General features: G+C 70.6%; 24 protein-coding genes and 1 pseudogene. 10 read left to right on the forward strand and 15 right to left on the reverse strand.

All coding sequences use genetic code 11. The features are described from left to right. Positions 1–39: 39 nt before the first annotated feature. On the reverse strand, positions 40–1,443 hold the full coding sequence (locus tag ACIBBB_RS23105; RefSeq protein WP_398984819.1) for an ATP-grasp domain-containing protein: 1,404 nt from the start codon (positions 1,441–1,443) through the stop codon (positions 40–42). A 146-nt stretch (positions 1,444–1,589) separates the two neighbouring features. On the opposite strand from ACIBBB_RS23105, the gene ACIBBB_RS23110 reads away from it, so the two are divergent. Continuing rightward, a complete protein-coding gene (locus ACIBBB_RS23110) occupies positions 1,590–2,792 on the forward strand; it encodes a glycoside hydrolase family 26 protein (RefSeq protein WP_398984821.1) in 1,203 nt (400 codons plus the stop codon). 27 nt (positions 2,793–2,819) lie between these two features. Here ACIBBB_RS23110 and ACIBBB_RS23115 read toward each other — a convergent pair whose 3' ends face one another. From ACIBBB_RS23115 to ACIBBB_RS23155, 9 genes are all read right to left on the reverse strand, one after another. Further along, positions 2,820–4,028: a GNAT family N-acetyltransferase gene (locus ACIBBB_RS23115; RefSeq protein WP_398984823.1), complete on the reverse strand. Its 1,209-nt coding sequence runs from the start codon at positions 4,026–4,028 to the stop codon at positions 2,820–2,822. Then, entirely contained in the window at positions 4,028–4,693 is a 666-nt protein-coding gene (locus tag ACIBBB_RS23120; protein WP_398984825.1) for a lipopolysaccharide biosynthesis protein, read from the reverse strand. Before ACIBBB_RS23120 ends, ACIBBB_RS23115 begins: the two co-directional genes overlap by 1 nt. Positions 4,694–4,700: 7 nt before the next feature. After that, on the reverse strand, positions 4,701–5,888 hold the full coding sequence (locus ACIBBB_RS23125) for a glycosyltransferase (RefSeq protein WP_398984827.1): 1,188 nt from the start codon (positions 5,886–5,888) through the stop codon (positions 4,701–4,703). Next, positions 5,885–6,676 (reverse strand): polysaccharide deacetylase family protein, encoded by a 792-nt coding sequence (locus ACIBBB_RS23130; protein ID WP_398984829.1) that lies wholly within the window; start codon positions 6,674–6,676, stop codon positions 5,885–5,887. Before ACIBBB_RS23130 ends, ACIBBB_RS23125 begins: the two co-directional genes overlap by 4 nt. Continuing rightward, positions 6,666–8,456 (reverse strand): murein biosynthesis integral membrane protein MurJ, encoded by a 1,791-nt coding sequence (gene murJ / locus ACIBBB_RS23135; protein ID WP_398984832.1) that lies wholly within the window; start codon positions 8,454–8,456, stop codon positions 6,666–6,668. Before murJ ends, ACIBBB_RS23130 begins: the two co-directional genes overlap by 11 nt. Next, a complete protein-coding gene (locus tag ACIBBB_RS23140; RefSeq protein ID WP_398985025.1) occupies positions 8,453–9,814 on the reverse strand; it encodes an O-antigen ligase family protein in 1,362 nt (453 codons plus the stop codon). The genes murJ and ACIBBB_RS23140 overlap by 4 nt, the downstream gene beginning before the upstream one ends. Positions 9,815–9,911: 97 nt before the next feature. Further along, complete coding sequence (locus ACIBBB_RS23145) at positions 9,912–11,552, reverse strand: sugar transferase (protein WP_398984833.1); 1,641 nt, start codon at positions 11,550–11,552, stop codon at positions 9,912–9,914. Beyond that, complete coding sequence (locus ACIBBB_RS23150; RefSeq protein WP_398984835.1) at positions 11,549–12,742, reverse strand: glycosyltransferase; 1,194 nt, start codon at positions 12,740–12,742, stop codon at positions 11,549–11,551. The genes ACIBBB_RS23145 and ACIBBB_RS23150 overlap by 4 nt, the downstream gene beginning before the upstream one ends. A gap of 101 nt (positions 12,743–12,843) precedes the next feature. Then, positions 12,844–14,010 carry a DUF3344 domain-containing protein gene (locus ACIBBB_RS23155; RefSeq protein WP_398984837.1) on the reverse strand — a complete coding sequence of 389 codons (1,167 nt, stop codon included), beginning with the start codon at positions 14,008–14,010 and terminating at the stop codon, positions 12,844–12,846. A gap of 229 nt (positions 14,011–14,239) precedes the next feature. On the opposite strand from ACIBBB_RS23155, the gene ACIBBB_RS23160 reads away from it, so the two are divergent. The 4 genes from ACIBBB_RS23160 to ACIBBB_RS23175 all read left to right on the forward strand — a co-directional run bounded on the left by ACIBBB_RS23160 (position 14,240) and on the right by ACIBBB_RS23175 (position 16,367). Continuing rightward, positions 14,240–14,491, forward strand: a complete 252-nt coding sequence (locus ACIBBB_RS23160) for a chaplin (RefSeq protein WP_398984839.1) — start codon at positions 14,240–14,242, stop codon at positions 14,489–14,491. 183 nt (positions 14,492–14,674) lie between these two features. Then, the gene (locus tag ACIBBB_RS23165; protein WP_398984841.1) at positions 14,675–14,914 is read left to right on the forward strand and encodes a chaplin; all 240 of its coding nucleotides are present in this window, start codon (positions 14,675–14,677) and stop codon (positions 14,912–14,914) included. A 315-nt stretch (positions 14,915–15,229) separates the two neighbouring features. Then, positions 15,230–15,922 carry a hypothetical protein gene (locus tag ACIBBB_RS23170; RefSeq protein WP_398984843.1) on the forward strand — a complete coding sequence of 231 codons (693 nt, stop codon included), beginning with the start codon at positions 15,230–15,232 and terminating at the stop codon, positions 15,920–15,922. Positions 15,923–16,067: 145 nt separating this feature from the next. Continuing rightward, positions 16,068–16,367, forward strand: a complete 300-nt coding sequence (locus tag ACIBBB_RS23175) for a hypothetical protein (RefSeq protein WP_398984845.1) — start codon at positions 16,068–16,070, stop codon at positions 16,365–16,367. Between the two features lie 158 nt (positions 16,368–16,525). On the opposite strand, the gene ACIBBB_RS23180 is transcribed toward ACIBBB_RS23175, so the two are convergent. Continuing rightward, on the reverse strand, positions 16,526–17,194 hold the full coding sequence (locus ACIBBB_RS23180) for a vitamin K epoxide reductase family protein (RefSeq protein WP_398984847.1): 669 nt from the start codon (positions 17,192–17,194) through the stop codon (positions 16,526–16,528). 328 nt (positions 17,195–17,522) lie between these two features. Continuing rightward, positions 17,523–18,029 (reverse strand): DUF5949 family protein, encoded by a 507-nt coding sequence (locus tag ACIBBB_RS23185; RefSeq protein WP_398984848.1) that lies wholly within the window; start codon positions 18,027–18,029, stop codon positions 17,523–17,525. A gap of 176 nt (positions 18,030–18,205) precedes the next feature. Between ACIBBB_RS23185 and ACIBBB_RS23190 the strand changes: the two genes are divergently transcribed. Beyond that, positions 18,206–19,519, forward strand: a complete 1,314-nt coding sequence (locus ACIBBB_RS23190) for a cytochrome P450 (protein WP_398984849.1) — start codon at positions 18,206–18,208, stop codon at positions 19,517–19,519. A 456-nt stretch (positions 19,520–19,975) separates the two neighbouring features. Here the strand turns inward: ACIBBB_RS23190 and ACIBBB_RS23195 are convergent, their stop codons facing one another. Both ACIBBB_RS23195 and ACIBBB_RS23200 read right to left on the reverse strand, forming a co-directional pair. Further along, complete coding sequence (locus ACIBBB_RS23195) at positions 19,976–21,430, reverse strand: short-chain fatty acid transporter (RefSeq protein ID WP_398984852.1); 1,455 nt, start codon at positions 21,428–21,430, stop codon at positions 19,976–19,978. A gap of 306 nt (positions 21,431–21,736) precedes the next feature. Further along, positions 21,737–21,889, reverse strand: a complete 153-nt coding sequence (locus ACIBBB_RS23200; protein ID WP_398984853.1) for a hypothetical protein — start codon at positions 21,887–21,889, stop codon at positions 21,737–21,739. A gap of 438 nt (positions 21,890–22,327) precedes the next feature. On the opposite strand from ACIBBB_RS23200, the gene ACIBBB_RS23205 reads away from it, so the two are divergent. The 4 genes and pseudogenes from ACIBBB_RS23205 to ACIBBB_RS23220 all read left to right on the forward strand — a co-directional run bounded on the left by ACIBBB_RS23205 (position 22,328) and on the right by ACIBBB_RS23220 (position 24,909). Then, positions 22,328–23,341, forward strand: coding sequence for an EcsC family protein (locus tag ACIBBB_RS23205; RefSeq protein ID WP_398984855.1), 1,014 nt, complete (start codon positions 22,328–22,330; stop codon positions 23,339–23,341). A 286-nt stretch (positions 23,342–23,627) separates the two neighbouring features. Then, the gene (locus ACIBBB_RS23210; RefSeq protein ID WP_398984857.1) at positions 23,628–24,203 is read left to right on the forward strand and encodes a DinB family protein; all 576 of its coding nucleotides are present in this window, start codon (positions 23,628–23,630) and stop codon (positions 24,201–24,203) included. Between the two features lie 36 nt (positions 24,204–24,239). Further along, positions 24,240–24,434: pseudogene (locus tag ACIBBB_RS23215) on the forward strand (transposase); the annotation flags it as partial. A gap of 82 nt (positions 24,435–24,516) precedes the next feature. Continuing rightward, the gene (locus ACIBBB_RS23220; RefSeq protein WP_398985035.1) at positions 24,517–24,909 is read left to right on the forward strand and encodes a hypothetical protein; all 393 of its coding nucleotides are present in this window, start codon (positions 24,517–24,519) and stop codon (positions 24,907–24,909) included. Between the two features lie 428 nt (positions 24,910–25,337). Here the strand turns inward: ACIBBB_RS23220 and ACIBBB_RS23225 are convergent, their stop codons facing one another. Next, entirely contained in the window at positions 25,338–26,258 is a 921-nt protein-coding gene (locus ACIBBB_RS23225; protein ID WP_398984859.1) for an AEC family transporter, read from the reverse strand. Positions 26,259–26,272 lie beyond the last annotated feature (14 nt).

A 26,272-nucleotide genomic window follows, 5' to 3' on the forward strand; every position in this document is an offset into this window, starting at 1 on the left:
CTCGGGGTCCGCTGGTCGCGGACCGGCGCTCGGTGCCGGTCAGCGCGGGACGGGTGGGGCGGTGCTGTCGGGTGCGGCGTCCGGCGCGTGCCGGCGCTGGCGTACGCCGGACAGGAGCGACCGCGGCGCCCGCTCGGGCACCGGCAGCCCGGTACGCGGCCGGGGCCGGAACCGGAGCCGGCGTGCGCTGCCGCGCGCCGCGTGCAGGAGCCAGGCCGCGGTCATGGCGTACGCGGGCCGCGGGTCGTCCCGCGCGAACCACGCCGCCTCCGTGCTCGCCGGCCGGATCCGCCGGGCCCTTGACCGCGCCCGCGCCGGCTTCCGGCGCCGAGCCGAAGACAGCGCAGACAGCGCGGAGAGCAGCGCGTAGTGCTCGACCACGAAGGTCCGGCCGTGCGCCGGGACCAGAGGGGGGACGGGGCGCCCGGTGAGGTCCAGATGCAGCGCCCGTACGACGTCCGTGCCGGCCGGGTCGGTGAAGAGACGGAACTGCGCGCCGGGTCTGGGGTTGAAGTCGAGGAGGTGGTACGCGCCGGTGGCGGCGTCCAGCCGGAAGTCGAGGTCGAGGATGCCCCGGTAGCCGAGCGCGGCGATCACCTCGCCCGCCAGCCGCTCCACGGTGGGGTTGGGCAGCCAGCGGCCGACCGCCGTCAGCCCGGCGGCCACCGGCCACGACCGTTCCTTGCGTCCGGTCGCGCCGATCAGGATCGTGCCGTCGCCGCCGCTGTAGCCGTGGTAGAACCAGTCCAGATCGCGCCCGCGCGGCAGCATCTCCTGGAGCAGCAGCCGGCTCCCCGCCTCCGCGCTGCGCCCGAACAGTTCCCTGGCCTCGCGCGGCGAGCGCACGACGACGGTGCTGCGCAGCCCGGAGCCCTGGGGCAGCAGCCACGGACGGCTCCACTTGGCGACCACCGGCAGCCCCAGTGTCCAGGCCGCCCGCGCGGCCTCCCCACTGTTGCCGGGGACAACCGTGCGAGGGTGTGGCAGCCCGAGGGTGGAGCAGATCTCGGCCAGCTCCGCCTTGTCGGCGACCCGCTCCGGCAGGCCTGACGGCTGTTCAGGCAGGAGATAGCGGCCGGCCAGCCGGGGTCTCAGCCGGGCGACCGAGATGGCACTCAGATCGTCGAGGGGGACGAGGACGGCGGGGGTACCGAGCTGCTCGGAGATCCGCAGCAGCAGTCCGTGCAACTCCTCCCCCTCGTCGGCCGTGGCCCGGGGCCCCGTACCGCACCCCGGCGCATGCCCTGAGACGCGGTCAGGACGCGGATGGCCGCTGTGCAGATACCGGGATCTGGCGACGGGGCTGCGCGGCGACTCGATCACCGCGTGGACCGTGATTCCCGCCCGGCCGAGGGATCTGACGGCGCCAAGGGTCCCGTGGTGGAACGGATTCCGGTCAAGCCGCACAAGCACGGCGGGGACGCTGGTGTCAAAGCTCGCCACGGTGGTGTCCTTCATTTCGATGACCCATGCGGGGGGTGAAATCCACGGACGGTCTAGTGAAAGGCCGGACCGGGTTCCCGATCGGCTTATTAGAAATACTTTTGGAGCAGTGCGACACGGAACACGTCCCCTCATGAGGAGCACACATGGCCTATCGAAGACGACGGCTGATCAGCACCTGGGTGGGTGTCATCACGGCCGGCCTCCTTGCTTCAGGTTCCGTGCTGCCGATGGCGAGTTTCGCCGCCGGCCCCGATTCCCCCAGCAGCCCCGAACCACCGGAGGTGGAATCACCGGCGATGGGGGCGTACCTCGATTTCGGCCCCGAGGGCGTCCGCCGTATCGCCGGAATGCAGAAGTGGCTCGGCGGTACGGAACTGCGGGTCGGGCACTCGTACCTCCCCGGCGACGTCTGGTCCAACATCGAGGGCAGCCCGAGCTTCCTGAAGGACTGGGCCGACTGGAAGAAGGCCCGCGACGACCGCATGTTCGTGCTCAACGTCCCGATGCTCGAACGCAACGAGGGCCGGGTCCGCGACATGGCCGTCCGCAAGGAACTGCGCCGTGGAGCGAGGGGGGACTACGACCGGCACTTCGAGATCCTGGCCGAGCGGCTCGTCTCCCTGGGTGTGCCGGACACGGTCGTCGTGCTCGGCTGGGAGATGAACGGCACCACGTACACCCATCGCTGCGGCCCCGACCCACGGGCGTGGAAGGCGTACTGGAAGCGGATCGTCGGTGCCATGCGCGCGGTGCCCGGCCAGGAATTCCGTTTCGATTTCGCTCCGAACCGCGGAAGGGACGCCATTCCCTGGACCGATTGCTATCCGGGCGACGACGTCGTGGACATCTTGGGGATGGACTCCTATGACCAGCCGCCGGGGCGGACGTTCGAGGAGCAGGTGAATGAGCCGTTCGGGCTCCGTCACCATGTGGACTTCGCCGCTCAGCATGGAAAGGTTATCTCCTATCCGGAGTGGGGCCTCTTCCGCAACGGCGACAACCCCGAATACATGCGGGGCATGCTCAAATGGATCAAGGACCACCGGCCGCTCTATCACACGCTCACTGATTACTGCCCGCACGGCGTATATCAGTGCCATGAGAATCCGCGGTCCGCGCAGGTGTTCCGTTCGATGCTGTACGGGCAGAAGCCCGAGCCGCGGCCCGAACCGGAGCCCAGCGTCCCGCCGGCCACGCCTGTCGAGCCCCGGCCGGATCCCAGCACCCCGGCGAAGCCGGAGACGCCCTCGGACTGCAAGACGCTGACGCTCAGTTCGTGGATCGAGACCCTCCTCGGCAAGAGGATCTGTCTCCGCTTCGGCGGGTGGGAGCGCTGGCTGACCTGACCGGTCATCGTCCCGGCGGCGGCAGGATCATTCCTTGCCGCCGCCCCGGCGTGTGCGCTTCGCCAGGCCCGCCTTCATCGCCGGCAGCCGCTCGTTGACCAGGACGGCGGCCCGGCCGCGCGCGGCGGCGTGGGCGGCGACCAGCCGCAGCGAGGGCGCCATCATCCCGCGCGCCATCAGCAGCCGTTGGTTGCAGACGGTCTCCGGGCGCCAGTGGTGCTTGTACGGCTCGTTGCCGCGCAGCATGCTCAGCGTCGCGCGCCCGTCGGCGCTGGTCCGCCGGGCGCTCTCGCGCAGCAGCATCGTGGCGACGTCGACCTTCCGGTCGCGCAGCATCGGGTCGGCGCCGTACAGATAGCCGCCCGCGAGCCGCGGTGACATCAGGGTGAGGTCGGCGGCGACCACCTCTCCCCCGAGCAGGAACTCGGTGACCATCGCGTCGCCGCACTCGACCATGGCCCGCACCGAACGGGTCAGGTGCTGTGCGAAGCGCACGCTGAGGTGTTCCTGGGTGACACCGCGTCCCTGCCACTGGAGCCGGTGGAGATGGAGGAGCCGTTCGACGGCGGTCGGGATCTCGTCCCGGGGCACCACGCGTTCCTCGATGCCGACCGAGTCGATCTTGCGGATCTTGGCCCTGACGCGCTGGGCGCGGGAGGACGAGAGACGGCCGAGCAGTTCGTCGATCGGGACGGCGGGCAGTTCGAGGCAGGGCGAGTCGGGCAGCGTGTCGCGCGGGCCGTCCCAGCACCCGTAGACCCGTTCGACGGCGGCGCCGGGCCGTACCTCCCGGAGGTCGATCACGGCGGTGCGCGCGGCGTTGGCGAGGGCCTTCGCGAGCGCCGGGGCCGCGCTGTCGGCGCAGTCGTCGTCGATCAGGACGTCGGAGAAGTCGGAGATGGAGCCGCCGAGCTGGACCAGGACGGGGAAGGGCCGGTGGACCAGCATCAGCGGCGCCGCGCCGACGAGGGTGCCGTCACGGCGCAGGAGGACGACGCGGAGCCGGCCGGGGGTGCCGTACGACAGCCACCAGGAGTGCAGCCACGCGTGGCTCTGGAAGGGGGTGGCCGCGCCGGAGCGCCGGTGGAGCGCGTTCCACTCGGCCGCGAGGGAGCCGAAACGGTCCGGGTCCCGGCAGATCTCGGAGGTCAGTGCCGTGAAGGTGCCTCTGCCGAGGGTCTTGCCCGGGGCCGCGCCTGTCCGGCGGGTGCGCCGGGTGGTCGATTCCGCGGCCATCACACACTCTCCGTCTGTGGCACGGGCGCCGCCGAGGGACCGGGTACCGGCACGTGCACCTCGCCGCGCCGGCGCTTCGGACGGACCAGCGCGACGAGTCCGGCGAGGAGTCCGCCCGCGGCGGCGCCGACGAGCGCGGCCAGCGGCGCCGACGGCGACACGGGGCTGGTGGGCTTGACCGCACGGGAGAACTGGACCACCCGGACGTTCGTACTGCCCTGCATGTGCGTGCCGTTGAGCACCAGCGAGCGCGCGACGCCGTCGGCCATGCTGACGGCCGCCTGCCGGCCGCTGGAGGTGGCGGTCACCGAGATCATCGGGGCGTCGGGCGAGGTGACCGTGGTGACGTTCTCCTTGAGGACCTTCGCGGAGACCCCCGCCCACACCTGGGCGTCGCCGAGGGCGGCGACCTGTGAGGCGACCCGCCCGTAGGCCTGCGCGAAGCCGAGCGCGGCGGCCGGGTCGGTCTTGTCGGTCGGTACGACGAGTACGTAGCTGGTGGCGGAGTACTGCGGGGTACGGAGCGTTCCGTACGCGCCGCCCGCGAGCGCCCCGATCAGGACGCCGACCGGCACGATCCACCAGACGGGCAGGGCCCTGATCCTCGCCAGCACACGGCCGGGCCATGAGCCCTCGCGGCGCCGGCCGGTCTCTTTCTCGGTCATCGGGAACTCACTCCTCGGGGGTGGCGGGGCGGCGGACGGGGCGCTCGGACGAGCCGCCGTTCCGGCGCAGGGCGTGGCCGTAGACGGACATCAGCTGTTCGGCGCTGCGGGAAATGTCGTAGTGGCGCGCGGCGGGCGGTACCGGGAGCCGGCGGGGGCCGTCTCCAGAGGTGAACCGCTCCTGGAACGTGGTCAGTTCGGCGACGAGGCCGGAAACCGTCCCGCCGATCTGGCGCGCTCCCGGTGCCGCGTCGGGGGGCAGGTCCGTCAGGGCGGGGCAGGTGACGTGCAGGACGGGCAGCCCGGCGGCCAGGCCCTCGACCACCGCGAGCCCGAACGCCTCGTCCTCGGACGTGGACACGAAGACGTCCATGGCGGCGAGGAGTGACGGCAGGTCAGGTCCGGTGTCGGCGGCGGGGTTCGGCGGCGGGTCCTCGCACGCGCCGGGCATCAGGACGCGGTCGTCGGCGCCCAACTCGGCCGCCAGGGCGCGCAGCCGGTCGCGCTCGGGGCCCTCACCGACGAGCAGGAGGCGGGCGCCGGGCAGTGCGGCGACGGCCCTGACGAGCGTGTCGAAGCGCTTGCCCGGACTGAGCCTGCCGACGCCGCCGACCACGAACGCGTCGGCGGGCAGACCGAGTTCGGCCCGTGCTTTGTGCCGGGCCGTCTCGTCGTAGCCGAAGCGCGGCACGTCGATGCCGTTGGGCACGACATGGATACGGTCGCGGCGCACGCCCCAGCGGCGCAGCCGGTGCGCGACGGTGGTCGAGACGGCGACGGTCGCCGAGCCGAGGCGTTCGCTGCCGAGGTAGAGCGCGCGGGCGCCGGCGGTCAGCGGGCGGCCCTCGATCTGGGTGGCGCCGAGCGAGTGCTCGGTGGCGACGACGGTCCGTACGCCCGCGAGGCGCGCGGCGAGACGACCGTACACACAGGCGCGGTAGAGGTGCGTGTGGACCAGGTCGTACCGGCCGTCCTTGATCAGCCGGGTCAGCCTGGGCAGCGCGCCGAGGTCACGGTTGCCTCTTATGCCGAGGTTCGTGACCGGGCAGCCGTCGGCGGTGATCCCCCGTGCGACGGCGCCCGGGTTGGTGAGCGTGATGACGGCGCTGTCGGTGGGCAACTGGCGCAGCAGCAGGCGCAGTTGCTGCTCGGCGCCGCCGATGCCGAGGCCGGTGATGACATGCAGCACCTTCATGCGCCGCCGCCCTCGCCCGTGGTCGCGGTCTCGGCGGGCACGGAGGCGGGGCCGTACGGGCCGTACGGGACCGGCTCGCGGCGCCGGCCGTGCAGCGCGCGCTTCAGGAAGAGCCGGAAGGCGGTGTCCTCCTGGCCGATGTGCACACGCGGCAGCGCGAACAGGCCGGTGAGCGGGCCGGGGCTGATGCCGACCGCGTACCGGTAACCGGCTTCCCGTACGGCGGTCATGGCGCGCTCGTCGACCGTGCCGTACGGATAGCAGAACCCGGTCACCTCCCCGCCCGTGATCTCGCACAGCGCCTCGCGGCTGCCGCGCGTCTCCTCGGTCAGCAGCGGGTCGTCGGCCTCGGTGAGATCGGTGTGGCGCAGCCCGTGCGAGCCGACCTCCATCCCGGCCGCCGCCGCCTCGCGGATGCCGTCCGCCGTGAGGAGGGGCTTGCGCGGGCCGAGGCTGTCCCATTCGTTGATGCCACCGAGCCGGCCGGGGAGGACATAGACGGTGGCGGTGAACTCGTACCGGTGCAGCAGCGGCACGGCGTTCGTCAGGAAGTCGGCGTAACCGTCGTCGAACGTCAGCCCGACGAGTCCGGCGTCGCGGCCCTGAGCGCGGGCGACCAGCAGGCGCTCCATGCTCACGCCGGTGAGACCGCGGCGGCGCATCCAGCGCAGCTGCCGGTCGAGCCGGTCGGGCGAGACCGTCACCTGGTAGGGGTCCTCGGTCGAGTCGGTGATCGAGTGGTACATGGCTGCCCACAGGGGGCCTGCGGAGACCGTGTCAGCGGACATCGATGAGCTTTCGTGTGGCGGAGCGGACGAGGGAGTCGATCTCGGGTACCTGGAGGGCGCGTGCGATGACGAGGAACACCGTGGCGACCACCAGACAGGCGACGGCCGCCGCGGGCACGGGGGCGGGGATGAGGGCGCCGCAGAGCCATCCGGCGCCGGTGGCGGCAGCGGCGGCGGCGCTGAGTTTGACGAGCCCTCCGGTTATGTGGCGGACCCGCACCGGGACGCTGTGCCGGGCGACACCACCCAGCAGCAGTGCGGCGGTGACGGTGATGCCCAGCGCGTTGCCCGCCGCGATCCCGAGGACACCCCAGGTGCCGACCAGCAGGGCGCCGCCCGCGGTGGTGAGGGCGAGCCCGGCGAGCATGGCGAGCGCCGGGAACCACAGGGGACGCGCGGCGGAGAAGTAGCAGCGGACAAGGGCCCCGACGAGGGTGTGGCCGAGCAGCCCCAGTGCGTACACACGCATCACGGCGGCGGTGGCCGCTGTGTCCGCCCGGTCGAAAGCACCGCGCTGGAAGAGGATTTCGATGATCTGCGGTGCGCACGCGACGACGGTCGCGGCGCCCACGAGCACGATGACACCGGCGAGGGCGAGGTCGCGTTCGACGCGCCGCCTGGCCCGGTCGGTATCCCCGGCCGCCATGGCTCGGGCGACGACGGGGAAGGTGACCGTGCAGAGCATCAGGGACAGCACCATCGGCATCTGCGCGACTTTCTGCGCGTAGTTGAGATGCGAGATGGCGCCGGCGGGCAGGGGCGCGGCAAGGAAGCGTTCGATGAGGACCTGGGACTGGCGGGTGAGCGCGAAGACGATGACGGGGGCGAGCAGTCCGAGGACGACGAGCGGCCGGCCGGTGCCGGGCTGGTCGTCGGACGGCTCGTGCGCGGGCTCCGCCGCGCGGCGCTCGCGCAGCCGGCGCCAGACGAACGGCGCCTGGACGAGGACCATCAGGACCCCGCCGATGGCGACCCCGACGGCCGCCGCGCGGACCCCGAACCGGTCGCTGAGGATCAGCATCGAGGCGATGATGCCGACGTTGTACGCGACGTAGATCATCGCGGGCGGTACGAAGCTGCCGTGCGCCCGCAGTGCGGCGCTGCAGTAGCCGGCGATGCCGAAGCTGAACGCGCAGGTGGCCGTCAACCGGGTGCAGTCGACGGCCAGTCGGGTGTCCGGGAGGCCCGGGGCCAGGACGGCGACCACCCAGGGCGCCGCCAGCATCAGCAGGACGGCGCCCGCGCTGAGCGCGAGCAGCAGACTCGGCAGGGTCGTGCGCAGCAGGGCGTGCACGGGGTCGCGGTCGGAGCGACGGTCGGGCGTCGCCTCGGGCAGGAGTGGCTGAGGTAGGGCCCTGCGCGCGAGCGCCAGGCTGAAGGCGGGCACGAGGATGAGCGCCATCGCGTCCTCGATGAGCAGCGTCGACGCGACTTCGGGGACGGTCCAGGCGACGAGGAACGCGTCGGTGTCGGGGCCCGCCCCGTAGAGGTGGGCGATGGTCTGGTCGCGTACGAGACCGAGCAGCGCGCCGGCGGCGGTGAGGACGGCGGTCACCAGGGCCGCGCGGGCGAGGAAACGGCCGGAGAGGTGGCCGGTGCGGCTGCCCGGACCGGCCGTGCCCGCGTCGGCCTTCTTGGACAGCGAGGTCGAGGGCGGCGGCGGCCTGCGGCTGGGAACGGCGGGCTGCTGATCGGTCCGAGCGGATTCGGCGGGTACGGCGGGTACGGCGGGTACGGCGGGTTCCGTCGGCGACTGTGTCGCGTCGGTCAGATCGCTCACGCCACGCCAACTTCCGTGACGGTGCGCTGGTCCGCGCCGCCGTTCTCCCGGAGTCCCGCCCGGCGGTCGAGCGCCCACCACGCGGCCAGGCCGAGCACGACGGCGGTCAGCACCGTCGAGGGCCCGCCGATGTCCGCGTATCCGAAGTCCACCAGCTGCCAGATCAGCAGCCCGGCGGCGACCAGCGCGCAGTCGACACCCGTATGTCCGCGCCGCGCGCCGGGCAGTCGACGCAGCGCGAGGACGAGCAGCGCCGCCCAGCTCCCGGCCAGCGCCAGCAGGCCGACGATCCCCTGCTCGCTCAGGACCAGCAGATACATGTTGTGCGGTGAGAGCAGCGGCTGGCGCTGGAACGCCTTGCCCGCGCCGGCCGTGTCGCTGCCCGACGAGAGCGCGACCGAGGAGTGGCTGTCGCGGTAGGCGGGGAAGCCCTTCACCCCGACGCCGGTGACCGGGTCGGTGCGCCACATCCCGGCTGCCGCCGCCCACATCGTGTACCGGTCGGTGACCGACCTGTCGGGCGCCTCGGTGACCTCGGTGATGCTGCCGAGCCGTTCGGAGACCATCTGCGAGCCGATGCCGAGTCCGCCGACGAGTACGACGCCGAGCGCCGCCGCCACGAGCGCCACCCGGGCGGCGCGGCGCAGCCCGGAGAGCGCGAGTTGCAGGGTGACGGCCACGACCGTCGCGATCCACGCGCCCCGGCTGAAGGAGAGCACGAGCGGCAGGAAGAGCAGTGCGGCGCAGCCGAGCGCGGCGGCCCGCCGCCGGCGCGGCACGTCGCGCCCGCCGGCCGGGCCGGGCTCGGCCCCCGCGCCCAGGGCCAGTCCGACGGCGGCGACCAGGCCGTACGAGACGACGGTGGCCATGCCCATGACGTCGGTGGGTCCGAACGTGCCGACCGCGCGGACGTCCTCGCCCATGTACGAGGCGCCGGTGCCGGTCAGGTACTGGACGACGCCGATGAGCCCCTGCACCAGCGCGAGGACCACCATCGACCAGGCGATGAGCCGGAAGTCCCGGCGGTGCCTGATCAGCAGCAGCAGCGCGCCGGGCACGAGCACGAAGATCTGGAGGTAGCGCGCCACACCGGGCAGGCTGGACGCGGGGTCGTACGACGTGATCGCGGCGACGCACACGCCGAACACGGGAAGTCCGAGGACCAGCGCGGCCGTTCGGGTCAGCGGCCGGGAGCGGTCGCGCAGCACCCGTACGAGACAGAAGACGACCAGCAGCGCGGACGCGGCGTCGGCCGCCGTCCCGGAGCCGGCCGAGCCGTCCCCGGCGGGACCGGCCACCGGAACGGCGAGGAGCGCGACCACCGCCAGGACGGGCAGCACCGGGGCCGCCCGGCGCAGCGCCTCGCGCCAGTCGCGTTCGGCGCAGGCGGCGCGGGGAAGAGGATCGGATTCGGTACGGGGGGCCAGGAGCAGCGTGCCTCGGGGTTCGGCCACGTCAGCTCCCCGCCGGGCGCACGAGGGAGAGGGCGGTTCGGATGATGATGCACACGTCCTGCCACAACGACCAGTGGTCGATGTAGTGGTTGTCGAATCGGGAGCGGTCCTCGATGGAGGTGTCCCCGCGCAGCCCGTGGACCTGCGCGAGACCGGTGATACCGACGGGCATCCGGTGGCGTGCCGCGTAACCGGGATGGGTCTTGCTGAAGTTGGCGACGAAGAAGGGGCGTTCGGGGCGGGGGCCGACGAGGCTCATGTCGCCCCGCAGGACGTTCCAGATCTGCGGCAGTTCGTCCATCGACGTACGGCGCAGGAGGTGGCCCACCATGCTCATCCGCCGGTCGTTGGCGACGTTCCAGCGGGTGGCCGCCTCGTGGTCGTCGGCGGGGCGCAGGGTGCGGAACTTCAGCAGGGTGAAGGGGCGGCCGTGCTGCCCGATGCGTTCCTGGCGGAACAGCACCCCGGGGCCGTCGAGGAACCGTACGGCGAGTGCGCAGGCCAGCAGCACCGGTGAGATCGCGAGCAGGATGGGGCCCGCGACGGCGACGTCGAGCAGGCGCTTGGCGAAGGCGCCCCGGCGCGCGGTGGGCGGGGGGACGCGACGGCAGGTGAAGCCCCAGAGGTGCTGCGACATGGCGCCGCCGGCCCCGCTTCCGCCGACGAACCACGTGCCGCAGCCGTACTCGTGGAAGAGCGCGACCAGCCCGGTCCGGTCGGCCTCGGCCCCCGGGGTCGTGCCGCCCCTGGTGTCGTCGAGGAACACCGCGTGCCGTACGCCGTTCTGGATGACGGCGCGGTGGATCTCCTCGATGGTGCTCAGCACGGGGAGCGCGGGAACGAGGGTGTCGGCGTCGTCCTCGGCCTCGGACGGGTGCTCGTCGCCGTGCCGGTCGCCGGTCCTGTCGCCGCGTACAGGGGCGACGACGCCGACGGGACGCAGGCCGTAGACGGGGTGCCGGGCGAGCAGCCCGGCGAGCCGCCGCGCCTCCGGCCCCGTGCCCACGACCAGTGCGGAGCTGAGCCGGTGCCGCGCCGTGTGCCGCCGGTATCCGTGGACGAGCGCCCGGCAGCAGCAGGTGCCGAGTAACTGAGTGGTGCTGCCCGCCACCAGGGCGGTGAGGCTCAGCGCGTGCCCGGGAAAGAGCGCGGCCAGCATCGCGGCGGCGGCGCACCAGGCGACGAGGACGCGCGCGGCCAGCGCCGGGAGTTCGTCCAGTGCGATGCGCGGTCCCGACCGGCGGTAGAGCCCGGCGTACGCGTTGAGGACGCCGACGCACGCCATGAGCTGCGCGATCAGCACCAGATGGCGCTGTGCGGAGTCGAGTACGACGGTGCCCAGCAGGGCCGCCGCCCAGTCGGCGGCGACGAGCGGCAGCGCGAAGCGCAGGGGCGCGGCCGTGCGGCGCCGGGACGGCAGCGCGACGCGGTCGGTCGCGTCGCGCTGGGGCGCGATGGGTACGAACCCGAGCGGCGGGAGGCCGGTGGCGGTGAACGTCGCCTGGCCGAGCCCGCCGGTTCCGGCGAGCGCGCCGGGACCGTGGCCCCCGGGTTCCCTGCCCCGCTGTCCGACACCCGCCGCGGGGTGGCCTGTCGATCCGCGTCCGGAGGGTGCGGGGACGCTGGTGCTTTCCCTGGTCACTGGGGGATCGGCTCCCTGCGCTCGGAGCGCGGCACGGTGGCCACGTCGCGGTACACGTCTGCGATTGCCCTTGCGGTCTGCCGTACGTCATAGGTGCGAACTACGTGCTCGTGGCCCTGGCGGCCGAAGTTCTCGCGCAGCGCCCGGTCGCGCAGCAGCGCGGTGATCGCCTTCGCGGTGGCGGTGTGGTCCTCGGGCGCGGTCAGACAGTGCGCCCGCTGGGCGGGCGGCAGGCTCTCGCTCGCCCCGTCCACATCGCTGAGCAGGACGGTGCGCCCGCTGGCCATGGCTTCGAGCGGCGCGACCGCCATGCCTTCCCAGCGGGAGGGCAGTACGACGAGGTCGGCGGCGCGGTACCAGGGCGCGGTGTCCCGTACGGCTCCGGCGAAGAGCACCGACGGCGGGGCGCCGTCGCGCAGCCGCTCGGCGTCGGGGCCGTCCCCGACGAGCACGAGGCGGGCCTCCGGCATCCGGTCGAGGACCAGGGGCCAGGCCCGCATCAGGATGTCCTGGCCCTTCTGGCGGCAGATCCGGCCCACGCACGCGACGAGGGGTGCGTCCGGGGGAAGTTCGGCGAGCTGGGGAAGGGCTGCGCGGGCGGTGGCCGTCGAGGCGAGTCCGCCGGGGGTGCCCGCCGGGCGGAAGCGGTCGGCGTCGACTCCGTTGTGGACCACGGACCAGGGCGCCCGTACGCCGGCGCGCTCGCCCCGGCCCCGCTCGGCCTCGCTCACGCAGACGACGCGGGCGGTCCAGCGGGCGGCCAGCCGCTCCCAGCCCCGGCAAAGGGCCGCCGTCGTCCCGCTGACCGCCTCGAACGACCAGGCGTGCGGCTGGAACACGGTCGGGATCCGTCCGCGTACGGCCAGGCGCCCGGCGAAGCCGGCCTTCGCGCTGTGCGCGTGCACCACGTCGGGCCGGATCCGCCCGACCAGTTCGGCGACCCGCCGGATCTCGGCGGGCAGTCCGAACCCGGGGTCGCGGGTCGCGTCCCAGACCTCGGTCTCGGCGCCCAGCGCGGCGGCGTCGGGCCCGAGCTGCCCCTGCTCGGGGCAGGCGACGACGACCCGCATTCCGGCGGTGACTTGTGCCTGTACGAGATCCGCGACGACGCGGCCCACTCCTCCGTCGACCGGCTGGACGAGATGGAGCACCGTGAAGCCGGGACCGGGTCTGTGCGTTGGTGGGCGCACGCGCAACTCACTCCACTCATGGGTCTCTTGGGGGGGATTTCGTGGATCGGACAATCCGGTTGGCCCGAAAGCGCCGCTGAAGCGCGGACGCGTGAGCCGGCTCAGCGCCGCGCGTCCACCGCGACGAAAAACGCGCCGAGCCAGACCGAGTCTCGCCCGGTCCGGAAACTGACGTTCATAGTGTCGCCTCCCGGGACCAGCGCTTCACGCAGGTCGAAGATATCCGAGTCATATCCGAGAGTGTTCTTGTAAGCGGGTTGTCGTTTAATCTGATTGATACCGTCATCCGCGATGCTTGAATTCATCACATCATCGGCCTGATTGGCGCTGTCGCCGATCGAACGCGCATTCCCGCGACCCGTCCCGACGGCCAGCGAATCACCGCCCGTCCCGGAGTCCCCGTCGTACGAAACGACCCCGATGGTGCCCGCCGCGCCGGCCGGCGTAGGCAGCTTCCCGAGCCCGACCCGCACCTCCGGGTGCTCCGCGTCGAGCGCTTCGAAGCCGTCCCAGACCGCCAGATGACGCAGCGGGTCCTCGGCCCTCTCGTACGCGACGACCATCGTCCAGCCGCCCCACGCGCCGGCGGCCGTCCGGCCCATCGCGACATTGATCTGCGCCACCGTGTACATGCCCGAACCGGCGGACCGCACCAGCGGCGTGATGTCCGCCGACGCCTGGTAGGCATCGGCGCCCTCGGCCGTACGGTGGCCGATCAGCGTGTCGGACAGGACTTCCTTGTACGCGCCGCCCGGCTCGGCGATCAGCACGCGGCCGTTGTCCTCCGGCGGCTTCTGCTCACCGACGCGGAGGTTCCCGCCCCAGTAGAGCCGCGCGTAACTGACCTTGGCGCCGGCCGGTACGCGCAGTTCGCTCCGGGTCGAGTTGTAGGTGTTCGGGTCCTGGTCGAGGTCCGTGTAGAACATGTCGTACTGATCGTTGGCCGCCGTGGCGCCGCCGCGCGCGGCCTCGCAGGCGGACGCGGCGGCGGGGGTGACCGGGGTGAACCGGCCCGTGGTCCGGCAGGTGATGGCCGAGTTGGCGGCCCGGACGATCCCGCCGTGCTGGACGGCGTGATAGCGCTCGCCGAACGGAATTCGGGTCGCTTCTTTCACGGGCCCGTCCGCGGAATCCTCCGAGACCGTCGAGATCCTCGAGGCGGCCGACGCAGAAGAAACCGGGGTCGGAGCCACTGCCACGGCCGTCGCCGTCGCCGTAACGGCGAACAGCAGACCGCGCTTTACAGCATGAACCGCGCAATCGCGCATAGGGACTCTCCGACCGGAAGAATGAAACGCCAGTGCACACTTACAGAGCGCGGACTGAAAATCACGTGAGCCGCGCGGACCGTACCAAAGCACAGTCGCTTTCCCGGAATCGGTCCGCGCTCAAACCAGCAGGCGCCGCCATTCGAACTCTTCGGGCGGACTCGCGTTTCCCGAACGGCCGCCGGTCGTTGAGTCTGTCGCACCACTGGTAAATCGAAAGGATATGGTGATGAAGCGAGTCGCTAAGTCCGTAGTCATGGCAACGTCGAGTGCCGCCCTTCTCCTCGCCGGTGCCGGCATGGCGTCCGCCACCGGCCACAGCGGCGCCTCCGCCGAGGGAGTCGCGGCCAACTCCCCGGGCGTCCTGTCCGGCAACCTGGTCCAGATCCCGGTCCACATCCCGGTCAACCTCTGTGGCAACACGGTGAACATCGTCGGCCTGCTCAACCCGGCCTTCGGCAACACCTGCGTCAACGCCTGACCACTGGGACGGCCGGTCTCATGGCGCGCCGGCCGTCCTACCGGTTCCGACAGTCCACTGACGGAACGGGACCGGTTTCTTCACTCATTCGGACCGCAACCGATCAGCACGCCCCGCGTTGATCGGTGAGTCGGGCAACTGCGCCCGTACCGCCCTTCCCTTACGACCGAGGAGCTCATCCCCATGTCGCGTATCGCCAAGGCTGTTGTTCTGTCCTCCGCGGCTGCCGCCGCCGTCGTCGGCGCCTCCGGTGCCGCCATCGCCGACAGCGGCGCCCAGGGCGCGGCCATCGGTTCCCCGGGTGTCATCTCCGGCAACGCCGTCCAGGTGCCCGTGCACGTGCCCGTGAACGTATGCGGCAACACGATCAACATCATCGGCCTGCTCAACCCGGCCTTCGGCAACACCTGCGTCAACGCCTGAATCTGAACAGCAGTACGAGTGCCGTCACCCACGGCAAGAGCCGCTCTCCCCGTCCCGGGGCGGGCGGCTCTTCCGTTGTAAAGGGTGCGGGAGGTACGTGGGGTGCTCCGCTGTACGAGGGCGGGTGCGGCCACCCTTTCGGCGGCGACACGCGTCCCGGACGAGTGAGATTCCCCGGCGCCCCTGTCCAGGTCAGTGGGGGCGAAGCGGCCGGATGGCGGACACGGGGCGGGGCTCCGGATCGGTTGCGGGCGGCGGCCCCGCGACCCACGGTGAAGACGAAACCCCCCCATCATGTCCTGAAAGGACCTTTTCATGCGTTCCCACGTCTCATCCCGCGCCGCAGCCGCCGCCGTCTGCGGCGTACTCGTCCTCGGCGCCGCCGGTACCGCCGCCGCCGTCACCGTCCAGGAGACACCGGTCGGTGTCGGCGCCGAGGCCAACCGCGCCCCGATCGCCGACGCCGAGGCCCTCAAGCAGCAGACGCGGACCCTGAGTTCGCTGTCCGGCGCCATCAAGCCGGTCACCGACCTCCTCGACTCCGTCATCGCCGCGGACAACGGCCAGATCTCCGCCGCCGACGTCCAGAAGCACCAGAAGGCCATCAAGAAGGCCCTGGACGCCGTGAAGAACGCCGCGCAGGCCGCCCCCGCCAAGCCCGCGGGCAACACGGGCAGCATGGGCGACATGGACGCGGTGAACGCCGTGGGCGCCGACGACAAGGCCCAGGCCGCCGCCGACCTGACGGCCGAGGCCGTCGCCTGTGTGCAGCGGGCCACGGACGCGCTCCTCAAGGCGACCGTCACCAAGGACGCGAACGCCGTCGCCACCCAGTCGAAGGCCGTCGTCACCTCCCTGGTCAACCTCACCACGGCACTCGTCATGAACGGCAGCCTGCCGGCCCCGAACCTGCCGGGTCTGCCCGAGATGCCGAAGCTGCCGGAGGCCGAGGTGCCCGCGCCGGCTCCGGAGCTTCCGGGCGTGCCGTCGACGCCGAAGCTTCAGTAACACCGTAGAAGAGAAAGCCAGAACGGCCGTGCAGGTCCCTCGACGTGGGGCCCGTACGGCCGTTCGTCGTGTCCGGCGCGGCCGGAGATCGTTACTGAGGACGAGGTCAGGCAAGCCGGAACAACCGTTGAAAGAAGGATTCACCATGAAGCCCATGAAGGTCGCCGCGGTCCTCGCCGGCTCCATGCTGGCGCTGGGTGCCGGCGCCCCGGCGTTCGCCGCCGAGAACGTCCCCATGAGCCTGAACGGCGGACTGGGCGGGGCCCTGGAGACGGTGACCAACCAGGAGTCGCTCGACGCCCAGGTGGTGAACACGAATGCGCTGGACCCGAAGAACGACGGCTCCCTCGTCAACAGCCTGGGCGACGTGGCGAAGGGGCTGAGCGGCGGGTCCAAGGGCGGCAAGGGCGGCGCGATGCTCGGTGGGATCCCCCTCGGCCAGTAGGCCGGTCGGCCGGCAGGTCCGGCTGGTCAGGCAGGTCAGGCAGGTCAGGCCCGGGTGATCCAACTCCCGTACCACCGGCGGCCGCACGGAATCGTCGCACGCGAGTGCGCGTTCTGCGTGCGGCCGCTTCGTCGTTCACGCGCACCCGGGTCGGCGGGTCAGCCGGTCCAGAAGTCCCACCAGCGGGTCAGGATCAGCATCCCGATGGCCCCGATCCACAGCACCGGCAGCACCCAGTGGAACTCTCCCAGCGCGGTCCGCAGTCCGCCGGGCGCGGGGAGGATCCGGTGCGTGACGTTGTGCGTGGTGACGTAGGAGAACATCACGATCGTCGCGACCCAGGCCAGCGAGCACCAGAGGCAGAGGGAGCCGATGTTGTACAGCGACTGGTACTGGAGCCAGGTGCAGAAACCGACGCCGAACAGCATTCCGGCGTTCAGCCCCAGCCAGAACCACCGCCGGTACCGCGCCCCCGCCAGCAGCCCCGCCCCCACACACACCACGACCGCGTAGGCCGCGAGCCCCAGCATCGGGTTGGGGAACCCGAAGACCGACGCCTGGTCGCTCTTCATGATGTTCCCGCAGGACACCACCGGATTCAGACTGCACCCCGGCTGAAAGCCCGGATCCTCCAGCAGCTTGAACTTGTCGATCGTGATCACCCACGACGCCAGCACACCCGCCGCACCCGTCACCACCAGCAGCCACGCCAGCACCCGCCCCGCACCGAAGACCCCCGGGGCGGCGTGCCGTCCGTCCCGCGTGGGCTCGTCCCCGTACCTGTGCGCGCCGGACGCCGGCGCGTTGTCGCTCACTGCTGATGTCATGGTGTCTGCTCCACCGGTTCGGTCACGCATTCGAAGTAGCGTTTCAGCTGTTCCCCCCGACACGCCGGGCACAGTGACTCCGGGGTCGATTACGGCGTTTGCCAGACCATGAACTCCGTTCAAGCACCCCGATGGCAGCGCCTCTCAGCGGTGCCCAAGCATCGTGCCGAAGCGGTCCCGCCCCCTCCGCCGACCCCGCCTCCCCCCACCGCCGCGCCGATCCCCACCCCCATCTACAGCGCTCTGGTACAGGAGTGGGGCGCGGCGGGACGTACGGTCCCCGCGAACGGAGGGGCCGGCAGGAGCGGGCTGTGAGCCGGGGCCGCGCTCAGCCGCGCAGGCTGCTCACCGGCACCAGGCAGTGCGCGGCGCCGGTCAGCACCGCCTCGTCGCCGACGAAGGCACGCAGCTCCTCCTCGCTCACCGGCCGGCCGGGGGTGCCCTCGGGCCACGGCTGGGTGGCGAGGATGAAGTACACCGCGCCCGTCTCGCGGGCGTCCTCCTCCCACTCCGGGGGAACGGCGCACTGGGCCTTCAGATACGGCATGGTCAGCACGGCCCGCCCGGCCTGCACCAGCAGCGTGATCGGAACGCCGGGCGACGTGGCGACATCGGTCAGACCGGGGCCGGTCCTGAGCCCGACCTCCTTGATGACGGCGTGCATCGCCTCTTCCCCGGCCTCCGCGCCGTCACGGCCGTCGCCGAGTGAATAGGCCAGCAGGAAAGGCGGGTTGCGCTCACCGTCGGAAGGCTCACCGGTCCAGGGAATCACCGTGAGGGTGCCGAGCAGAGGGGCGTATTGCAGGCTTCCCTGCGCGGTGTTGGTAGAGGTCATGCTTCGGCACAGTAGCGGCCCGTCGGCGCCGGATGTGAGTTCGCGTCACCCGAGTGGCGGATTAATCGCCCCCGTGTGCGAGAACAGTCCTCCGATACCCCCGTCTGCCTTACGTCCGGCTCACGCCGATGTCCTGCCTGCCGTGGGAAGCTCGAAGTCACGGAAGGAATGGACACATGACGCCGAATCTCGCCGATCCCTCGTTCTGGCAACTGCCGCATTCCGAAAGGCTGGAGGGTTTCGCCCGGCTCCGCGCCGCCGGACCGCCGCAGTACTTCGTGGAGCGGCCCGGGGGTCGGCTGCGGCCGGAGCGGGGCTTCTACGCGCTGGTCAGCCACGCGGACGTGGTGGAGGCCAGCCGTAACGCGGAGGTTTTCGGCAGCGCGCCCGGCGTCACCACTCCCGAGCCGGCCCGCTGGGTGCGGGCGGTGTTCGGCGAATCGCTGGTCAATCTCGACGAGCCGCAGCACACCCAGCTGCGGCGGATCGTCTCGCGGGCTTTTACCCCCCGCATTCTCGCCGCGACGGAGGAGGACGTCCGCTCGGTGGCCAAGCGCATTGTGGACGACCTGCTCCGGGAACGGCCGAAGGATTTCGTCGCCGCGGTCGCTTCACGTATGCCGTTCGAAATCATCTGCAATCTGATGGGAATTCCCGAGAAGGAGCGTCCGTCGATCCTCGCCCAGGTGAATCGGGCGTCTGTCGAAACGGGTGTCGCTCGGACGGTGCGGCAGCGAATTCGCGTACCCGGAAAGGGCCTTCGCGCGCTGGCTTCCATGCAGGGAATGGTCGCGGACCTCGGACGGCAGCGGCGCAGGAATCCGACCGGGGATCTCATTTCCGCGCTCGTGAACGCCGATATCGACGGGCAGTCACTGAACGGCCGCCAACTCGGTTCGTTCTTCTCGCTGTTGATGGTCGCCGGGGTGGAGACCACACGTAACGCGATCGCGCACGGCCTGTCCCTGCTGACCGATCACCCCGATCAACGGGCCCTGCTGCTCGGCGACTTCGACCGGTACGCGGACGGCGCCGTCGAGGAGATCGTGCGGCACTCGACGCCGATCATCCAGTTCCGGCGCAGACTGATCCAGGACCACCGGATGAACGGCCACGACTTCCGGCGGGGCGATCGGGTGGTGCTGTTCTACGCCTCCGCCAACCGCGACGAGTCGGTCTTCACCGACCCGGACCGCTTCGACATCACGCGGAGCCCCAACCCGCACGTGGGATACGGCGGCGGGGGCCCGCACTACTGCCTGGGCACGTTCCTGGCGAAGCAGGAGATGAAGGCGCTGTTCCGGGAGTTGCTGACAAGATCGCCCGAACTGCGCGCCGTGGGCGCGCCGGTGCTGGTGCCGTCGAACTTCGACAACCGGGTCCGCTCGATGCCGTGCGCGTTCGCGGGTGGCTCTGTCGATGACGAAGAGCAGCGATTCTCGGGCAGTTCGGGAGGCGCGGATCCTGGCGGCGGGACGGAACGTCGATGAAGCGGACAGCGCTCTGCGGCGTCGGCCGCAGCCGTCCGCCGTCGGCATCGAGGCGGTTCAAAGACAAAGGCGCTGGCTACGAGGTCGGGTGGCGCGGTGGTCCGGATCCGCTGCCGACAGACGGGCCTCGGTCAGAGGCGCCTCCCGTACTCGTCGATATCGAGGTTCGGGCCCGGCGGGTGCCTTCCAAAGCCATCGAGAAGTGACTTCGCGAGTGCTCGATAAAGCCAGCGCGTTCCACGTCCCGTACCGAACCGCCGTTCGTCCGCGCCCAGATGGCGACATACACGGAGGACGGGTCGGTGCTGTGGAGGGTGACGAGGTCGCGCGCCACCTCGACGGGGCCGTCCGCGCGGGCGGCCACCGCCAGCCGGTGCCGTACGCCGAGCCGGGCCCGGCGCTCTGTGACATCGATTCGCCGCACCTCGCCCTCCGCTTCTTGTCGGTCCTTCTTCCCTACGGGAAGGGAAGCGTACGTGCGAAGAGGGTCACGAGGATCAGCACGACGGGGAAACAGGCGAGGAACATGGCGAAGGTGTAGCCCATGATGTCGCGGGCCTTGAGACCGAGGATCGTCAGCGTGGGCAGCATCCAGAACGGCTGGAGCAGATTGGCGCTCGCCTCGCCGAGGTCGTACACGACGACCATCCAGCCCTGGTTCACCTGGAGCTGGTTGGCCGCCTCCAGGACGTACGGCGCCTCGATGACCCACTTGCTGCCGCCGCTGGGCACGAAGACGCCGAGGACCATGCTGTAGATGGCGATGAAGGCCGGGTAGAAGAACTCGTTCGACACCGAGACCAGCCAGCCGGCGATGGTCTTGCTCAGCCCGGTGAAGGCGATCATGCCGAAGATGCCGCCGTAGAGGGGGAATTGGAGGAGCACGCCGGACGCCGCCGGGGTGCCCTCCTTGACGGCCTGTGCGAGACGGACGGGGCGCCAGTGCAGGATCAGGGCCAGCAGGATCAGGATGAGGTTGACGGTGTTGAGGTCGAGCGCGTTCAGGGGGTCGCCCTCCGCGAGGGCGAAGTGGCGTACGAGGTACCAGGCGCCGAGCGCGAACAGCAGGATCGCGAAGACGGGGCTGTACTCGATCCACTCCCCCGGCCGCCCGCGCCGCGTCTCCGCGCGCTTCTCGGCGACGCTCGGACCCAGGTCGATGCCGAGTTGCGCCGCGGTCTTGGCGCGCTCGGGGGACGGCGAGAGGAACCAGGCCATGACGACCGCGATCACGAAGATGATCGCCGTGGCGACCATGCCCTGCCACAGGAAGATGGTCTCGGTGAGCGGGATGAGCCCACTGCCACGTCCTTCCGCGATGACCTCCTGCACGGCCGGCGGACTCGACGCCTCACTGGCCACCTGAAGCGCGGCGGACCCCGACAGCCCCTGGGCCCAGACGGTCCCGAGCCCGAGGAAGGCCATGGCGCCGAGGGCCCGGTAGTCCACGCCCTGGATCCGTCGGGCGATCTCCTTGGCCAGGATCGCGGTGAAGATGAGGCTGAAGGCCCAGTTGAGGTACGAGGTCCCCATGGCGACGGCGGCCGTGAACGCGATGGCACCACGCGGGGTACGGGGCACGCGCGCGATCCTGGCGATCAGCCGGCTCATGGGCGGGGAGACCGCGACCGCGTACCCGGCGATAATGATCATCGCCATCTGGAGCGTGAAGGTGATGAGCGACCAGAACCCCTGCCCCCACGCGTCCACCAGCCCGAACCCGGCGGTGTCGGCGGGATCGTCGGGCCGCCCGTACAGCCCCTCCCCGGTGGCGAGTCCGAGGGCGAAGACCGCGAACGTACCGACGAGAACGAACCCGAGCGCGTCGGGCAGCCACTTCTCGGTGACCGCGGTGAAGCGCAGCGCCAGCCGCGCGAGCCAGTTGTCCTGTTGTGGGGGCGCCGTGGCCATGGGAGTGCTCCTGTGGGGGTGGCGGCCTGTGCCGCGGAACTTGTACAGAAGTCACGGACGCGGGGGCGGGGTGGTTCACGGCCATGCCGGAACGACGAGATCCCAGTGCGTGTGGCTCCCGTCTCGGCGCCATCTCCGGAGCGGTGTTCCGGCTGCTCTGCGCCAACATCACGCGGCGTACGTCGGCGCCCCTCGGCGCAGGAACTATGGATGACACGCACGGGGTGGCGAACAACGGGCTCCTCGCGGAGGGTGTCGATGCCGGACCCAGCGGCGAGGGCCCGGACGACCGCCGGGGCGAGTTCGTCAACGGCCAGATCGTGGGGTGCAGGGGGCCTCGGTCAGCTCGTCCGCGAGCGCGGCGAGGGCCGGGCCGGTGGGATCCGGGATCGGTACGGCGGCGCGCAGCTCGGCCAAGGGGAACCGGTCGTCTGCGTCCAGTTCGGCGGCGCTGGCCACCAGGGTGTCCCAGTCCTGGCCGGGGCCCGGAGCGTCGTACTGCTGGCGCAGGCCGGATCGGCGCCGTCAGCGCGCCCACCAGGACGAACGCCGGAAGGGCAGGAGTCCGCCAGGCGGCGAGGGTGTGCAGGGCGAGCTCGGCGCGCAGGTGGCGGGCGTCCGCACTGCCGCGGCCCGTGTCCGTCAGCCAATCGATACGACGGCGCGGGCGTCAAACAGGACACGGCCGCTCCCCCGTCAGTCAGGGGCCCCCGGCAGCACTACCACTCGTCGCCCTTCCAACCGACTCCGTGAACCAGGAGACCCCGTCGGCTTCACCCACGATGTCCTACCAGCCGACACGTGGGGGAAGCCGCAGTGCGGGGGCCCTGTACTGCCGACGCACCCTTCCCCGGTACCCGCACGTACCGCTGATAACAGTCGAAATGGAGAAACTCAATGAGCACCTACTCCAACCCACTCGTCGACGATGCAACCCCTATGAGCGCGTACGAAAGTCAGGTATGGGACACGCTCAACGAGCACTGGCAGCGCCGGAACAACCGCCGTGGTCTGCCGAATTGGGCGAGCGCCGCGCTCGGTCGCACCGGTGAGGTCGCAGGAAACGCCGTGAGACGGGTTACGGACGCTGTGCCAGAGGCGGTCACGGAACCGATCCGTCGCGCGGGCGACGCGGTCGCCGACAAGGCCATGCGACCGGCGCTCGGAGCCGCGGCCGCGTTGCTTGAGCTGGTCAATGACTGGGCCATGGAGCTCAACGACCCGAAGAACGTCGAGAAGCTCGCCCGCAAGCGAGGTTTCAAAATAGATAGTTTCTCCGAACTACGGCAGCAGGACCTCAAGGTCTGCGACCAGCTGCTGACCCGCAACACCCTCACGTGGCGCACCGCCGGCGCGTTCGAAGGTGGCGCCATGGGCCTGCTGGCCATGGTCCCCGTCGCCGGTATCCCCGTCGCGCTGACAGCGGACATCCTCGTCATCCAGGTCTTGAGCACGTCCATCGCATCGCGCATCGCGTACTCCTACGGTTACGACGCCAAAGACCCCGACGAGCAGATCTTCGTCCAACGCCTGGTACAGCGGTCCTTCATGACACAGGCGGCCAAAGCCAAGCCGTTGCGTGATGCCGCACGGGCGGCGGACGCGGTCAAGGGACGCATAAAGTGGTCGCAGAAGCTCCGCCAGGACCACCGCCTCCTGGCCGCTCTTGAGAAGTTGATGCAGCAGCTCGGCCCGGCGGGCTCCAGGGTGCCCGTTCAAAACGTTGCCAAGGTCGTGCCGTTCGTGGGTGTCCTCATCGGTGCGGGCATGAACTCCGCGGTCCTCGGCAGAGTGGCCGCCGACGCCCAGCGGTACTGCCAGACACGATTCCTGTGCGACAAGTACGGGCTACCGCTGCCGGCCGCGCTGGCGACCGACCGGGACGACAACCCCCAGACCGAAACCACCTAAGTGATGGCCGCTGGGTCCACAACGCAGCCTTCGGCGGGCCCTCACTGACGGGGCGAGCACCCGCGCCCCGACAGAACGTGCTTCCCCGTCCCGGTGAGACGTGCCAGTAGATTCCGAACTTCTTGCAGAACTTGGCGAGTTTAGAGATTGTCTCACGTGGCAAGTTTCGCGAACTTCTTTTAGCAGGTCAGGGCGGCGGCCACGGCCAGGCTTCGGCTCTGCCAGTCGTTGCGGACCACGTACGGGATCTTGAGACCACGGGCAGCCCATGGCAGGCTCATGCCGCATGATCGATGAATTCGCGAAAGACGACCTGCACGGGAGACTGCGGCGGGACCGCAGGGCGCTGCTCTGGAAACTCGACGGCTTGTCCGAATACGACGCCCGCCGGCCTTTGACGACGACCGGGACCAACCTCCTCGGCCTGGTCAAACATGTGGCCACCGTCGAGGCCAGGTACTTCGGCGAGGTCTTCGGCCGGCCTTCCCCGGAGCCGCTGCCCCGGTGGCAGGACTCCGACGGCAGCGATCTGTGGGCGACCGAGGACGAGAACCGCGATCAGATCATCGGGTTCTACCGGCGCACGTGGGAACACTCGGACGCGACGATCAACGAGCTTTCCCTCGACGCCCCCGGCCATGTGCCGTGGTGGGCGGAGGACACGAACCTGTTCGCCATCATGGTCCATGTCCTCAGCGAGTCCGTCCGGCATGCCGGGCACGCCGATATCCTACGCGAGGGCCTCGACGGCCGGACCGGGTTGCGCGCCGAACACGAGAAGCAGATCGACGAGGAAGCCCGTGCGGCCTACTGCGCGAAGATCGAGCAGGCCGCCAGGTCGGCCGCACCAATCAAGGCTTAGAAGGTGTCTCACGTGACGTGATGTTCGTGCGGCATGATGCCGGTCGTGGGTGCTGATCTATCGAAGCATCCCGTTCCTGATGAACTCTGGGAGCTGGCCGCCCCGTTGCTGCCATCGGTTGCTGCTCGTCCGCAAGGTGGTGGGACCGCTCCGTGTGACGAGCGGGCCGTGTTCACGGCAGTGGTGTACGCGCTGACCAGCGGCTGTGCCTTGCGGCATCTGCCGCCGGCGTTCGGCACGTCGCCCGCCACCGCCGCATCGCCGCTTCACGGTATGGACCGAGGCCGGTCTGTGGCGTGGGCTGCACCGGGCGGTGCTGGACGAACTCGGGGCCCGGGGCGAGGTGGACTGGAGCTCGGCGATGGTCGACGCGGCCTCCGTTCGCGCCAAGAAGGGGGTATCGCTGACCGGGCCGAACCCGGTCGATCGCGGCAAGAAGGGCGGCAAGCTGACTGCCTCGGCAGACGCCCTTGCACCGCAGAGCCTCGGCAAGACGGAAGACGTGCTCCAGCACGTCGTCGCCGGAGCCCCGAATGTGGAGCATGATCGAGTCCACCAGCCTTCCTCTCCGGTGAGTCGCAGAAGTGACTGCACGGCTTCCGTGACGGCATGGGTCAGGACGGCCCGGTCCTGCCTTGAGCTCCATACGAACGTGCCTTCGTCATCGGGCGCATCGAAGCTCACTGACATATCCGGGAACCAGTAGATCGCGATGTCTACGTGAGAGCCGGCGCCCCGAAGAACCCACCGAACTTCGGCCGGTTCAAGATCGAGGAAGAACCGGTGGACAGCTCGCCGATCGATGCGGCATGGGCGGGAGATGGACGTGTGCGATCGGTTGGGTGCAGCTGCGGTCGCTCTCTGCGGTCTTGTTGCAGTCCCACAAACGACGAGATCCCGCCCGGCCTTTCGGCTGGGCGGGATCTCGTGGCGGTCCTCAAGAGCTACTTGAGAACTGTCGGATGTCAGGGCCGTTCACGGATGGGTCTGACCTGGGGATACGGTGCCGTCGGGCAAGGGCTTCCCAGCGCCGGGAAGATCGTTTCCCAACTTGTTGTTCCGCACATGGAAGTGAGATGCCGCAGCAGCTGTTCCCCGCCATTGCCTGGTAGCACATGCCCGGGCACTCGGTTCCTAGCCCAGGAGAGCCGCGACCGTGATCAGCGCCGGTATGGAGGCAAGGGTCGACAGCAGGATCGATTCTCTGGCGAGTTGTTCGGCGGTGCGGTAGTGCGAGGCGTAGGTATAGAGATTCTGGGCGGCGGGCAGGGCCGAGGTCACGACGACGTCAAGCAGCGCCGCGCCGCGCAAGTGGAAGACGCCCGCGCCAAGACTCCAGGCGATGAGGGGCTGGGCAATCGTTTTGAGGACGACTGACAGGACCAGGGCAGGCCGTTTGTCCCCCTGACCTGGCCGGCCGCTGCCGCGCAGGGAGATCCCGAAGGCCAGCAGGACCGCGGGGACGGACATGTTGCCGATGAGGGTGAGCGGTTCGATGACGGGCAGCGGCAGGTTCCATCCGGTGGCGGCCACGGTCACGCCCGCCAGCGAGCCGATCGCCATCGGGTTGCGCAGTGGTGTGGTCAGGCGCCGCCAGGGCGGCCCCGGCTCGCCGGGCTGCGTCAGGTCGAGGACGGTCAGGGCCAGCGGGGTGACGATGATCTGCTGGAAGAGCAGGACCGGGGCGACGAGTGAGGCGTCTCCCAGGACGTAGACGGCGATCGGGATACCGAGATTGCCGGCGTTGACGTAGCTGGAGCACAGGGCACCGATCGTGATCTGTCCGGCGCCCCAGCCCCGTAGTAGCCCGACGGTGATGAAGACGGACGCTGCGGCGGCCGTACTGGCCGCGGTGACCAGGAGCCGTTCGGAGAGGATGACCGACAGGTCGGCGCCCGCGAGCGTGGTGAAGAGCAGGGCAGGGGTGGCGACGTTGAAGGCCAGTTTGGTCAGGACCGTCCGGCCGTCGTGCCCCAGGTGTCCGCGGCGTCCGAGGATGTAGCCGACGGCGATGACGACAGCGATCACCGTGAATCCGGTGAGAACTCCCCGCATGGCCTTCCTTGCTG

Source organism: Streptomyces sp. NPDC051217, from assembly GCF_044455465.1.
Taxonomy (GTDB): domain Bacteria; phylum Actinomycetota; class Actinomycetes; order Streptomycetales; family Streptomycetaceae; genus Streptomyces.

Bases quoted from the DNA above. Each gene is read 5' to 3' on its own strand.
- ACIBBB_RS23110 (WP_398984821.1), top strand. From the start codon at position 1,590: ATGGCCTATCGAAGACGACGGCTGATCAGCACCTGGGTGGGTGTCATC.
- ACIBBB_RS23115 (WP_398984823.1), bottom strand. From the start codon at position 4,028: ATGGCCGCGGAATCGACCACCCGGCGCACCCGCCGGACAGGCGCGGCC.
- ACIBBB_RS23120 (WP_398984825.1), bottom strand. From the start codon at position 4,693: ATGACCGAGAAAGAGACCGGCCGGCGCCGCGAGGGCTCATGGCCCGGC.
- ACIBBB_RS23125 (WP_398984827.1), bottom strand. From the start codon at position 5,888: ATGAAGGTGCTGCATGTCATCACCGGCCTCGGCATCGGCGGCGCCGAG.
- ACIBBB_RS23130 (WP_398984829.1), bottom strand. From the start codon at position 6,676: ATGTCCGCTGACACGGTCTCCGCAGGCCCCCTGTGGGCAGCCATGTAC.
- ACIBBB_RS23155 (WP_398984837.1), bottom strand. From the start codon at position 14,010: ATGCGCGATTGCGCGGTTCATGCTGTAAAGCGCGGTCTGCTGTTCGCC.
- ACIBBB_RS23160 (WP_398984839.1), top strand. From the start codon at position 14,240: ATGAAGCGAGTCGCTAAGTCCGTAGTCATGGCAACGTCGAGTGCCGCC.
- ACIBBB_RS23165 (WP_398984841.1), top strand. From the start codon at position 14,675: ATGTCGCGTATCGCCAAGGCTGTTGTTCTGTCCTCCGCGGCTGCCGCC.
- ACIBBB_RS23170 (WP_398984843.1), top strand. From the start codon at position 15,230: ATGCGTTCCCACGTCTCATCCCGCGCCGCAGCCGCCGCCGTCTGCGGC.
- ACIBBB_RS23175 (WP_398984845.1), top strand. From the start codon at position 16,068: ATGAAGCCCATGAAGGTCGCCGCGGTCCTCGCCGGCTCCATGCTGGCG.
- ACIBBB_RS23180 (WP_398984847.1), bottom strand. From the start codon at position 17,194: ATGACATCAGCAGTGAGCGACAACGCGCCGGCGTCCGGCGCGCACAGG.
- ACIBBB_RS23185 (WP_398984848.1), bottom strand. From the start codon at position 18,029: ATGACCTCTACCAACACCGCGCAGGGAAGCCTGCAATACGCCCCTCTG.
- ACIBBB_RS23190 (WP_398984849.1), top strand. From the start codon at position 18,206: ATGACGCCGAATCTCGCCGATCCCTCGTTCTGGCAACTGCCGCATTCC.
- ACIBBB_RS23195 (WP_398984852.1), bottom strand. From the start codon at position 21,430: ATGGCCACGGCGCCCCCACAACAGGACAACTGGCTCGCGCGGCTGGCG.
- ACIBBB_RS23205 (WP_398984855.1), top strand. From the start codon at position 22,328: ATGAGCACCTACTCCAACCCACTCGTCGACGATGCAACCCCTATGAGC.
- ACIBBB_RS23210 (WP_398984857.1), top strand. From the start codon at position 23,628: ATGATCGATGAATTCGCGAAAGACGACCTGCACGGGAGACTGCGGCGG.
- ACIBBB_RS23225 (WP_398984859.1), bottom strand. From the start codon at position 26,258: ATGCGGGGAGTTCTCACCGGATTCACGGTGATCGCTGTCGTCATCGCC.